The 10,833-nt window shown below is 62.2% G+C and carries 11 protein-coding genes; 6 read left to right on the top strand and 5 right to left on the bottom strand.

Features of this window, described 5'->3' with window-relative positions; all coding sequences use genetic code 11:
- A partial coding sequence (locus LVD11_RS12560; RefSeq protein WP_237059531.1) for a hypothetical protein occupies positions 1-244 on the top strand: 244 nt, incomplete at its 5' end.
- 145 nt (positions 245-389) lie between these two features.
- On the opposite strand, the gene tyrS is transcribed toward LVD11_RS12560, so the two are convergent.
- Positions 390-1,694, bottom strand: a complete 1,305-nt coding sequence (gene tyrS / locus LVD11_RS12555; protein WP_237059529.1) for a tyrosine--tRNA ligase — start codon at positions 1,692-1,694, stop codon at positions 390-392.
- Between the two features lie 278 nt (positions 1,695-1,972).
- Between tyrS and LVD11_RS12550 the strand changes: the two genes are divergently transcribed.
- Together LVD11_RS12550 and LVD11_RS12545 are read left to right on the top strand one after the other, a co-directional pair.
- On the top strand, positions 1,973-3,355 hold the full coding sequence (locus tag LVD11_RS12550; protein WP_237059527.1) for a peptidoglycan DD-metalloendopeptidase family protein: 1,383 nt from the start codon (positions 1,973-1,975) through the stop codon (positions 3,353-3,355).
- Positions 3,356-3,359: 4 nt separating this feature from the next.
- Entirely contained in the window at positions 3,360-4,469 is a 1,110-nt protein-coding gene (locus LVD11_RS12545) for an anhydro-N-acetylmuramic acid kinase (RefSeq protein ID WP_237059525.1), read from the top strand.
- Between the two features lie 82 nt (positions 4,470-4,551).
- Here LVD11_RS12545 and erpA read toward each other — a convergent pair whose 3' ends face one another.
- The 4 genes from erpA to argC all read right to left on the bottom strand — a co-directional run bounded on the left by erpA (position 4,552) and on the right by argC (position 7,408).
- Positions 4,552-4,905 carry an iron-sulfur cluster insertion protein ErpA gene (gene erpA, locus LVD11_RS12540; protein WP_237059523.1) on the bottom strand — a complete coding sequence of 118 codons (354 nt, stop codon included), beginning with the start codon at positions 4,903-4,905 and terminating at the stop codon, positions 4,552-4,554.
- A gap of 168 nt (positions 4,906-5,073) precedes the next feature.
- Positions 5,074-5,484, bottom strand: coding sequence for a bactofilin family protein (locus tag LVD11_RS12535; RefSeq protein ID WP_237059522.1), 411 nt, complete (start codon positions 5,482-5,484; stop codon positions 5,074-5,076).
- Positions 5,485-5,556: 72 nt separating this feature from the next.
- Complete coding sequence (locus tag LVD11_RS12530; RefSeq protein WP_237059520.1) at positions 5,557-6,300, bottom strand: DUF6776 family protein; 744 nt, start codon at positions 6,298-6,300, stop codon at positions 5,557-5,559.
- Positions 6,301-6,361: 61 nt separating this feature from the next.
- Complete coding sequence (gene argC, locus LVD11_RS12525) at positions 6,362-7,408, bottom strand: N-acetyl-gamma-glutamyl-phosphate reductase (protein WP_237059518.1); 1,047 nt, start codon at positions 7,406-7,408, stop codon at positions 6,362-6,364.
- Between the two features lie 112 nt (positions 7,409-7,520).
- Between argC and LVD11_RS12520 the strand changes: the two genes are divergently transcribed.
- From LVD11_RS12520 to thiD, 3 genes are all read left to right on the top strand, one after another.
- A complete protein-coding gene (locus tag LVD11_RS12520; RefSeq protein WP_237059510.1) occupies positions 7,521-9,350 on the top strand; it encodes a chloride channel protein in 1,830 nt (609 codons plus the stop codon).
- Positions 9,351-9,407: 57 nt separating this feature from the next.
- Positions 9,408-9,830 (top strand): protoporphyrinogen oxidase HemJ, encoded by a 423-nt coding sequence (gene hemJ, locus LVD11_RS12515; RefSeq protein WP_237059508.1) that lies wholly within the window; start codon positions 9,408-9,410, stop codon positions 9,828-9,830.
- Between the two features lie 92 nt (positions 9,831-9,922).
- Positions 9,923-10,711 carry a bifunctional hydroxymethylpyrimidine kinase/phosphomethylpyrimidine kinase gene (gene thiD, locus LVD11_RS12510; protein WP_237059506.1) on the top strand — a complete coding sequence of 263 codons (789 nt, stop codon included), beginning with the start codon at positions 9,923-9,925 and terminating at the stop codon, positions 10,709-10,711.
- The last annotated feature ends 122 nt before the right edge of the window (positions 10,712-10,833 follow it).

Genomic DNA, 10,833 nt, shown 5'->3' with positions numbered 1-10,833 from the left:
GCCGGCCGCTCGGGCCTTTCCGGGATCCCCGACCACCGCTTCCGGTGACCGTCGAAGGGGCGCGCATTATATCGACCTCTTCGTGCTTGGCAAGCCTTTTTTGAAGGCTTTTTTCAGTGCCGGAAACCGATGCCCGAAGGCGTCTTTTCCCGACCCCGAAGGACCGCCCGGCCCTTCCGAAGTGGCGCGCATTATAGCGGCCTCTCCGTGTCTGGCAAGCTCTTTTTTGAAGAAATTTTCTTAAGAAAATCAATCACTTGGAGCTGCCTCCCCGCCACTTCTCAAGCAGCGAGGGCGCGAACTATACGGACTGGCAGAGACCGGTGCAAGCGCTTTTGTGACAAAACCGTAAAAAAGTCTCTGCCACCCCAAAAACGCCTGAAAAGCAATCAGCCAGCCAGGGTAAAGAGGTGGTACTTCTTTTTGCCCAGGCGAACGATAAAGAAGCGACCGCACTTGGCATGAGCCTGGCTGAACACCCCGGCCGGATCACTATTGCGATCAATCCCCACCGCCTGCCCATTCACCAGCACGGCGTTGCGGCCCAGGGCATCCTTGACCGGCTTTCCGGATGGGGCCATGCCGGCCTCCACGAGTACATGGATCAGGCTCTGGTCACCGAAGTCGGCAGGCAGCACGGAACTCGGCAGGCCGTCCTGGCGCAGCTGCTCCAGGTCACTCTCGGACAACTCGGTGCTGTCGCCGGAGAACAGCGCCCGGGAGATACGCTCGGCGGCGGCCACCCCCTCCTCGCCATGGATTTCACGGGTCACCTCGCGCGCCAGGATGCCCTGCGCCTCGGGCTTGCCGGCACGCTCCGCGTCAGCACGCTCGATCTCGTCGATCTCATCGACACTCAGGAAAGTAAAGTAGCGCAGGAACTTATAGGCATCGGCGTCAGCCGTATTCAGCCAGAACTGGTAAAAGGCATAGGGTGAAGTCCGCGCCGGGTCCAGCCAGATGGTGCCGCTTTCGGTCTTGCCGAACTTGGTTCCGTCGGCCTTGGTAACCAAGGGCATTGTCATGCCAAACACCTTGCCCCGATGCTGGCGCCGCGTCAGGTCGACGCCACCGGTGATGTTACCCCACTGGTCGGAGCCCCCGATCTGCAGGGTGCAGTCGTATCCCCGGTAGAGCTCTGAGAAGTCCATGGACTGCAGCAGCATGTAGGAAAACTCGGTAAAGGAGATACCCTCGCCCTCACGCTGGATCCGCTGCTTGACCGACTCCTTGTTCACCATATTATTGACGGAGAAGTGCTTGCCCACGTCGCGCAAAAAATCCAGTACGCTGAGGTCTTTCGTCCAGTCCAGGTTATTCACCACCATGGCGCTGTTCTCGCCACAGTCAAAATCGATAAACCGGGAAACCTGCGCCCGAATCTTGTCCACCCACCCGGCAACCACCTCGGGGGTATTCAGGTTCCGCTCCTGCGCCTTGAAGGAAGGATCACCAATCAGGCCGGTTGCGCCGCCAACCAGCGCGATCGGCTTGTGTCCTGCCGCCTGAAACCTCTTCAAAGTCAGCAGGGGTACTAGACTCCCTATATGAAGGGAATCAGCGGTGGGATCGAAGCCGCAATAGAGGGTGCGGGACTGCGCCAGATGCTCGGTAAGTTCCCCATCCCCGGTGGCCTGGTTGATCAGCCCCCGGCGGTCCAAGTCTTTCAGCAGTGTCGTATCGACCCCGGCCATTGTTTTCCCTCGTGCATTCTCTTGCATTAATTGTCTGTTGCGCCGCTCGCTGGCGGCGGAGCGGCAGCAACATTACCCGATACTGGATGAAATACAAGCGCCCCCCTGGCGCATTAGCGACTGCGGGATGTTAAGGCAAAGGAACTCCGTCATGGACAGACAGGTCAATTACCCCGTGAATCAAGGTAAAATCTTTGGTATAAAGAACGCTTGGTGTTCGTTTTTTAGACACTCCCAAGCACGCAATACAAGTACAAGCAGCGCCTCCTGTTAAGACCATGCAGAATCATCGCACTCCCAAGCCGCGCCTGCTGGGCGCCCTGCGCCAGCACTTCCCGCGCACTCACGCTCTCGCAGCCGGTGGTGCCAGCTGCGCGCTGGCACTCGCCATGTTCGTTTCCACCCCAGAGGTAGAAGCGAAACGCCACTCACTCCCCGTGACCCTCTCCTCAGTCGAGGAAGCAGCACCCACAGCCGGCGAAGCTGCAACTGGCGCAGCGCCGGAGGCCTCCGCAGCGGCTCCCGCCACGCTCAGCACCAAGCGGGTGAAGGTACGCAACGGCGACACTCTGTCCAATCTGTTCGACCGCGCCGGTGTCGATGCCCGGCACATGTACGAGCTACTGGAGAGCGGCAAGGAAGCAAAGGGACTGGCACGCCTGAGCCCGGGCGAGGAACTCACTTTCCACATTGCCGCCGATGGCTCCCTCAAAAGCCTGGAACTGCACCGGGACCGCCTCAGCCGCCTGGAGTTCAAGCGCGGCGAAACCGGTGATTTCAGCTATGCCCTGCACAAGCGGGAAGCCGACAGCTATCCCGCCTATCGCCAGGCAGAAATCGAGAGCTCGCTGTTCGTCGCCGGTAACAACGCCGGCCTGAGCAACAACCTGATCATGGAAATGGCGCAGGTATTCAGCTCGGATATCGACTTTGCCCTCGATATCAGAAAGGGGGACCACTTCAGCGTCCTTTATGAGGAAGAATTCCTCGACGGAGAGAAAATAGACAACGGCCCGATCCAGGCCGTGACCTTCGTCAACCAGGGTAAGACTTTCAGTGCCGTGCGCTATGTCGACCAGAATGGCGACGCCAACTACTACACCCCGGACGGGAAAAGCATGCGCAAGGCATTTATCCGCACCCCCGTGGACTTTGCCCGTATCAGCTCGCACTTCAACCCGAGCCGGCTACACCCGATCCATAAAACCCGCCGCCCCCACAATGGCACGGACTACGCAGCCCCCACCGGCACACCCGTTTATGCTGCCGGCAGCGGGCGGGTCATCCGGGCGGGCTACAGCCGCCCCAACGGCAACTACGTATTTATCAAGCATGGCGAGCGTTACATCACCCGCTACCTGCACCTCAACAAGCGCAAGGTGAAAGTCGGGGACCGGGTCAAACAGCGCCAGGTCATCGGCACCGTGGGCTCTACCGGCTACGCCACCGGCCCCCACCTGCACTACGAGTTCCTGGTAGACGGCCACCACCGCAACCCAGCCACGATTGTGCGCAAGTTACCGAAGGCCAAGTCCATACCGGAAGCGGAAATGGCGCGCTTTCGCGCCCAGACCCAGCCCCTGCTGGCGAAGCTGGAAAATTACGAGCAACCGGCGCTGGCACAACGCAGCGAAGAAAAAAACCAACAAAACGTCAACTGACAATATGGGCGAGCTTTACGTCGGCCTGATGTCCGGCACCAGCGTCGATTGTATCGACGCGGTGCTGGTCGATTTTTCAGGGGAAACATCATCCGGGGCCGATATTGTCGCCACGCTGGGCCACCCGATTCCACCTATCCTGCGCGACGCCGTCCTGGCGCTGTGCGCGCCCGGTCCCTCTGAGCTGGATCGCGCCGGCCAGCTGGATTGCCAGCTGGGACAGCTATTCGCCGATGCGACCCTGGCGCTACTGGAAAATACCGGGATCGAGCCAGCCGTCGTGACAGCCATCGGCAGCCACGGCCAGACCGTTCGGCACCGCCCGCCCGGCTCCGTTGCCTACCCCTTTACCATGCAGCTGGGCGACCCGAATACCATCGCCACCCGGACCGGCATCACCACAGTCGCAGACTTTCGCCGGCGGGATATGGCCCTCGGCGGCCAGGGCGCCCCCCTGATGCCGGCCTTCCACAAAGCAGCCTTTTCCGCCGACCGCGACCGCGCGGTGGTCAACATAGGCGGCATGGCCAACATCACCGAATTGTGCGCCGATGGCACGGTCCGGGGTTACGATACCGGGCCCGGCAACGCGCTGCTGGATTACTGGATCGGCCTGCACCGCAGCGAGCCCTTTGATCGTGACGGCGCCTGGGCAGCCAGCGGCCGCGTGAGCCCGGAACTCCTCAATCGCCTGATGGCCGACCCCTATTTCAACGCCCCACCCCCCAAAAGTACCGGGCGCGAGGCGTTCAACCCGACCTGGCTGGAGCGGGCCGGCGAGGGGCTGGAACTGGCGCCAGCGGATGTTCAGGCGACCCTGGCGGAAGTCACGGCAGCCAGCATTGCGGATGCCGTGCATGCCTTTGCCAATGGCGGTGAGCTGCTGATCTGTGGCGGCGGTGCGCGCAATGGTGACCTGATGCGACGACTGCGCCGGCGTCTGCCCACATGGTCCATCGCCAGCACCGGCAATTACGGTATCGACGCCGACTGGCTGGAGGCCGTGGGCTTTGCATGGCTGGCACGCCAGACCATGCGCGGGCTGCCGGGCAACTGTCCCGGCGTGACCGGCGCCGACCGCGAAACGATCCTTGGTGGTATCTATCCGGCCTAGCCGCCGGTCGGGAAATAAACGCTGCGAGGGGAAGTAAAGGTAAGTTGCATACCGGGCCCCGTCGTGGACCCGGGTTCGGGCATCAGATCGAAAATGAGGAACCGCATCCGCAGGTGGAGGACGCGTTGGGGTTCTGCACCACAAATCGCGATCCGGACAGGCCCTCCTCATAGTCCACCGTTGCACCCACCAGGTAGGGATAGCTCATGGGGTCCACCACGACCTCAATGCCGTCTTTTTCTACCAGGGCATCGTCGTCGGCCACCAGCTCATCGAAGGTGAACCCATACTGGAAACCGGAACAACCGCCGCCGGTGACAAACACCCGCAGTTTCAGCTCTGGATTACCTTCCTCTTCCAGCAGGCTCTTGACCTTGGCCACCGCCTTGTCGGTGACGATCACCGGCTCGGGAGAAAAGGAAACAGCTTCTGACATAAGTCTCTCTCGGCAGAATATGGGACCCAGCAGCCCACAGACTCATTGTATTGAGCAGGGCACGGGGGTCGCCATAGTGCTAAAACCGACGAAATCAGTCAAGTATTTGCCGGGGCTGCCGGCCGGCTCGCAGGCAGCGACTGACCGACCGACGGCAGGGGGTCAGGATTACTCGGCGTCTACCGAGGCCTCCTCGGAGTACTCGAGCATGCGGGGCTCGCCGGCAGTGTCCACCTCGACGTTGGAGACCAGGGAGCCGTTGACCTGCGCACCCTTGACCATCTCGATCAGCTTGTAGTGCACGTTGCCCTCGACCATCGCCTTGGCGGAGAGCTCCAGGTGGCGCACGGCGTAGACATCCCCCTTGACGTTGCCGTTGATCACCACGTGCGGGACGCGGATCTCACCCTCGACCTTGCCACCATCGACAATCTGTAGCCGCGCGTCGCTGTCGCTGTGTGCGCTGACATTGCCGTTCACAGTGCCTTCAACCACCAGGTTACCGCGGAAATGCAGGTCGCCGCTCACCTCGGTCTGGCGTGCGATCAGAGTCGTGTGGTTACTTCCAGAGCTAGCCATAGTTGTCGTCTTCTCTTTCTCTTGCTTTTTAAACATAACTGAGTCGAAACCTCGTGAAATCAGCGCCTGGCATCAGCTCTTCTGAACCAGCCAGCCATAGCGCTGCTCAATATTGAACCCCTTTCGCGCACTGGACTTGAGCGACAGCTCAACGCCTTCCGGCTCGAAGCCATGAGGCAACTGTAGCTCGCCCTCAATATTCTGGAAATATTTGAAGCGCAGGGCGATCTTTTCGCTCTCCACCTGCTGCGACAGGTCGCTCAGGGGATAGCGTTTTGGCTGTCCATCCTGACTGCCCACCACGGTGAAAGTCGCATGTCCCGTCACCACGCTGTGTCGCGTGGCCGATTGCTGCACCAACAGCTTGAACTGGAAGCGCCTCTCATCGGCCATCTGCGAAAGACTGAAGCGGCCGATGGAAACGCCATCGCCGTCATCATCCGGTGCCATCACGCCCCGGTAAAAGGAAATCTCCTGCTTTAGCTCGGCAATGCGGTTTTCCTTCTCCACCAGTTCCGCGCGTATTTTCTCGTCCGCCTGCTCACCGATTGCCAGTGACTGCTCAGCCGTGGCTACCCGGAGCCGCAGCGCCTCGTTCTCCCGCTGCAGGGCCTCGAGTCTATCAAGGGACTCTTCATGGGCCAGGGTCTTGCGGTCGAGCCCTTTGCGGAGGTGATACTGCCCCGCAAAGTAGGCGGCCGCCGACGTGGCCAGTACCAGCAGTGTCACCCCCAGCACGGACAGGGCGCCGGAATATGGCCGGTGCGGTACCACCTTCATGCGGTATTGTTTACTGCCTTTTACTTTATGCGCCATGACATCCGTTGTGTTCTTATCTCACTAATCGTGATTGATGAGCCTGTTGAATTTGACGATTCTAAGGCAGCAGCGCCGGGCTCTCCAGTCCGAGGTTCTCATTCAGGCCAAACATAATATTCATATTCTGGATGGCCTGGGCCGAAGCCCCCTTGGCGAGATTGTCGATTACCGACATAACCACCACCGTATCCCGCTCTTCCGGCCTGGCGAGGGCGATACGGCACATATTGGAGCCCCTCACACTGCGAGTCTGCGGGTGACTGCCGAGCGGCATTACGTCAACAAATGGCTCATCGGCATAGCGCTGCTCATAGTGTTCCTGCAGTGCAGCCAGCTCAGCATCCCCACTCAGCCGCGCGAAGAGGGTCGCATGAATACCCCGGACCATTGGCAGCAGGTGCGGGACGAAAGTCACCCGCGGCTCGGGGCTGCCCCCGGCCTGCACCCGGCGTAACCCCTGCTCGATCTCCGGCAGATGGCGGTGCCCCCCGGACGCATAGGCCCGGAAGCTGTCATTGTTCTCAGCCAGCAGCAGCTCTGTCTTCCCCTGCCGGCCCGCACCCGTGGCGCCGCTCGCCGCACTGGCGACCAGGTGTTCAGGCTCCACCAGCCCCCGCTCCAGCAGCGGGATCCAGCCGAGCTGGATTGCGGTCGGGTAGCAACCCGGGCAGGCGACCAGCTGCGCTCCGGCGATCTGCTCACGATTCACCTCCGGCAGGCCGTAAACCGCCCGTGCGGCCAGCTCCGGCGCAGCGTGCGGCTGGCCGTACCAGCGCTCCCAGGTGGCAATGTCGCGCAGGCGGAAATCCGCCGACAGGTCCACAACCCGCACCCCGCGCTCCACCAGCGCCGGCACCTGAGCCTGCGCCACACCATGGGGTGTGGCGAAAAACACCAGGTCGCAGGACGCCAGCTGTTCCAGGTCCGGTGCACAGAAAGCCAGGTCACAGTGACCCCGCAAGCTGGGGAAAAGTTCCGCCACCGGCTGGCCCGCCAGGGCCCGCGATGTGATAACGGCCAGACTCGCCTGCGGGTGCAACGCCAGCAGTCGCAGCAGCTCCACTCCCGTATATCCTGTCCCGCCGACGATGGCTACTTTAATCACTGTCTCACTCCTCGCTGCTATATCCGTATCCGGCTCACCCATGTACCGCCGGCGCGGTCTGTATAATGGAGGCTGCACTCTACCACAAGCCACTAACGGGAAAGGACGCACGGTGCCCACGAAAGCCCGCCCCACAGGTTCAAAGAAGACGCCCACATGGCCCCTGCGCGAGCGGGGACTGGAGAGATGGCGTCTGCAGCTCTCATCACAGGAAGCCCTGGCGCCGCTACTGGCCATGGCCTTGCTGACCGGTATCCTGGCGGGCGCTGTGACGGTCGCCTTCCGCCTGCTGAGTGAAATCCCCGCCGAACTGTTCCTGACCATACCGGAGCGCTATGAAGGGCTCCCGGTCCAGTGGCGTTTTGGCCTGCCCGTGCTCGGCGCACTGCTCCTCGCGGCGATATATCACCTGCTGAATCCCAGTGTGCGGCTGGTCGGCGTGGTCCATGTCGTCGACAGGCTGCACAACCACCAGGCCAATATGCCCCTGGCCAATGCCGTGCTGCAGTTTTTCGCCGGTGCAATCGCACTGGTGAGCGGCCAGTCCGTGGGTCGCGAAGGTCCCGCGGTCCACCTGGGCGCTGCCAGCGGCAGCTGGCTGGGACGCAAGCTGAAGCTGCCCAACAACTCGGTGCGCAGCCTGCTGGCCTGCGGTGTGGCTGCCGCGATTGCCGCCTCCTTCAATACGCCCCTTGCAGGCGTGGTGTTCGCCATGGAGGTGGTGATGCTGGAGTACTCGGTTGTGGGTTTCCTGCCGGTGATCCTCGCCGCAGCCATCGGCAGCGCCATTACCCAGCTGGCGTTCGGCAGCCAGCCGGCCTTCAATGTCCCCTCAATCCAACTGAGCACCCTGGCCGAACTCCCGGTGCTGGTACTCTGCGCTGTTGTGATCGGCACCCTGGCGGCCCTGTTCATTCGCGCCCAACGGCACTTGGTGCCCATGCAACGCCGTGCACCGCTGTTGCGCTTCCTCGCGGTCGGGCTGGTGACCGGCACACTCGGCATATGGGTGCCGGAAATACTCGGTGCCGGTTACGACACTCTGGAGCTGGCAATGCTGGGGGAAATCGCCCTCGGCTCCCTGCTGGTGATCGTGGCGGCGAAACTGGTGGCGACGGCCTTTGCCTCCGGGCTCGGTATCCCCGGGGGCGTGATCGGCCCGAGCCTGTTCCTGGGCGCCTGCCTGGGGGGGATTGCCGGCAGCCTCGCCAACCTGTGGCTGGACGAGTACACCGCCAGCCCGGGCTTCTACGCCATGGTGGGCATGGCGGCAATGATGGCCGCACTGCTGGATGCGCCGCTCGCGGCGCTACTGGCAATCCTGGAGCTGACGTACAACCCGAACGTGCTGTTTCCCGGCATGATGATGATCGTGGTTGCCTGCCTGGTGAGCCGCTACTTCTTCGCCTCCCAGGGCATCTTCCAGGAAACATTGCGGGCACTGGATAAAAGCGGCACGCCCAGCTGGCGCGCGCAGATGCTCAGCCGGGTGGGGGTCGCAAGCGTGATGGAGCGGCGTTTCGTGGTATCGCCCCAAAAGGTCAGTCGCGCCGACGCCGAGCGACTGATCCAGCGACACCCGCTGTGGGTACTGGTGGAGCTGTCGGAGGAACCGGCCCACCAGCTGCTGCGGGCAGCCGACCTCGCCAGCTTCCTGCAGCGGGTAGAGGAAAAGAGGGGCGAGGCGCCGGCGCAGCGTGGCCCGCAGGAAGACAGTAGTGATGAAGCCGCGGAACCGCCGGTAGACCTGCTGAAACTACCGGGGGAGCGTTTTGCCCTCGCCAGCCTCAATTGGCGCAGTACGCTGCTGGAGGCACAGCAGGAACTGGAAACCAGCAAGGCAGACGCTCTCTACATTGCACGTGGCCACGCCGGCACACTGGACAATGACGCCGCGGGCATTATCCTGCCGGCAGATATCGACAACTTTTACCGCAAGTGATCCTGCCCCCAGCGGGGCCGGTGTGATCGCGAGAACGACAACAACAAGGAATACGCAATGCTCTGGGTCAAAGCCTTCCATATTGTGGCCATGGTCTGCTGGTTCGCTGTGCTCTTCTACCTGCCGCGCCTGTTTGTCTACCACCGGGACGCCACCGACGCCACCAGCCGGGACCGCTTCTGCATTATGGAACGCCGCCTTTACCGGGGCATAGGCATGCCATCGATGATCGCCACCATCCTGCTGGGCGGCTGGCTGATCACCTTCAACGTCGATTACTACAAGAGTGCCGGCTGGCTTCACGCCAAACTGTTGCTGGTGGTGCTGCTGATCGGCTACCACCATATGTGCGGCGCCTACGTGCGCCAGTTTGCTGCAGGCACCGTGACCAAATCCGGGCGCTATTTCCGTATTTTTAATGAGGTGCCGGTGTTGGTGCTGGTGGCGATCGTGATTCTGGCGGTCGTGCGGCCCTTTTAGGCACCGGATCACTCGGGCTCGCCGCCAGATAACAACTAGAATTAGGAAATCTCTGGTCGAGCCCAATGCCCCGATAGCGTACCCGACAGGAAATGGATACACGCCAACCCATCATACTGACCATCACCCACCACGACCCCAGTGGTAGTGCGGGCATTACCGCGGACACCGAGACAGCGGTGAGCCTGGGCTGCCACTGCACGTCCGCGGTATCCGCAATCAGTGTCTGTGATACCGGCGAGCTCCAGGGCGTGGCACCGGTAGAGGACACCCTGCTGGTGGAACAGGCCCGGGCGGTGCTCGAGGATCTCCCGGTCGCGGCGATCAAGATCGGCTACCTGGGATCGGTGGAAAACGTCCGCGCCCTCCACAGCGTATTGGCCGACTACCCGCACATCCCCATTGTGATCGACCCGGATGCCACCCTGTCCGACAAGGAGAGCATGCTGGCACCCCCGCTGTGGGAGGCGATGACCTCGCTCCTGCTGCCGTTCGCCACCATGGTCTGCCCCAACCGCCGCGAGGCCCGGGCCATGGCAGTGGAGGCCGACGTACTCGATGCCCAGGCCCAGGAACTGCTGGAAAGCGGCTGCCGCTACCTGCTGCTCACCGGCGTACCCGCTGCAGACCAGCAGCTGGAGAATCGGCTTTACGATGAACGGGGCCTGATGCGCCAATTCCTCTGGCGGCGCCTGCCGCCGGCCGCCTATGGCACCTGTGGCACGCTCGCCACTGCCATCGCCTGCCATATAGCCCACGGTCTCACGGTCATCGAGGCCGTTAGCCGCAGCCAGCAGTTCACCTGGAGCGCTATCGCCGATAGCCGGCGGCTGGGTATGGGTCGCCCGGTGCCAAACCGCCTGTTCTGGACCAAGCGCTAAAGCGCCGAGGGGAACACCCTTTGCGGGCGTCCCATGGCGGCCATCGCAACCCCTTGCGCTATTTGCTCCTGTCGTCGCCCATCCGGATAATACCCGCCAAATTTTCAGCCAATCAGCAAGGC

This window comes from Microbulbifer sediminum (genome assembly GCF_021729035.1).
In the GTDB taxonomy this organism is placed as follows: Bacteria; Pseudomonadota; Gammaproteobacteria; order Pseudomonadales; family Cellvibrionaceae; genus Microbulbifer; species Microbulbifer sediminum.
This window is presented reverse-complemented; position numbering and strand designations above follow the sequence as displayed.

Bases quoted from the DNA above. Each gene is read 5' to 3' on its own strand.
- tyrS (WP_237059529.1), bottom strand. From the start codon at position 1,694: ATGGCCGGGGTCGATACGACACTGCTGAAAGACTTGGACCGCCGGGGG.
- LVD11_RS12550 (WP_237059527.1), top strand. From the start codon at position 1,973: ATGCAGAATCATCGCACTCCCAAGCCGCGCCTGCTGGGCGCCCTGCGC.
- LVD11_RS12545 (WP_237059525.1), top strand. From the start codon at position 3,360: ATGGGCGAGCTTTACGTCGGCCTGATGTCCGGCACCAGCGTCGATTGT.
- erpA (WP_237059523.1), bottom strand. From the start codon at position 4,905: ATGTCAGAAGCTGTTTCCTTTTCTCCCGAGCCGGTGATCGTCACCGAC.
- LVD11_RS12535 (WP_237059522.1), bottom strand. From the start codon at position 5,484: ATGGCTAGCTCTGGAAGTAACCACACGACTCTGATCGCACGCCAGACC.
- LVD11_RS12530 (WP_237059520.1), bottom strand. From the start codon at position 6,300: ATGGCGCATAAAGTAAAAGGCAGTAAACAATACCGCATGAAGGTGGTA.
- hemJ (WP_237059508.1), top strand. From the start codon at position 9,408: ATGCTCTGGGTCAAAGCCTTCCATATTGTGGCCATGGTCTGCTGGTTC.
- thiD (WP_237059506.1), top strand. From the start codon at position 9,923: ATGGATACACGCCAACCCATCATACTGACCATCACCCACCACGACCCC.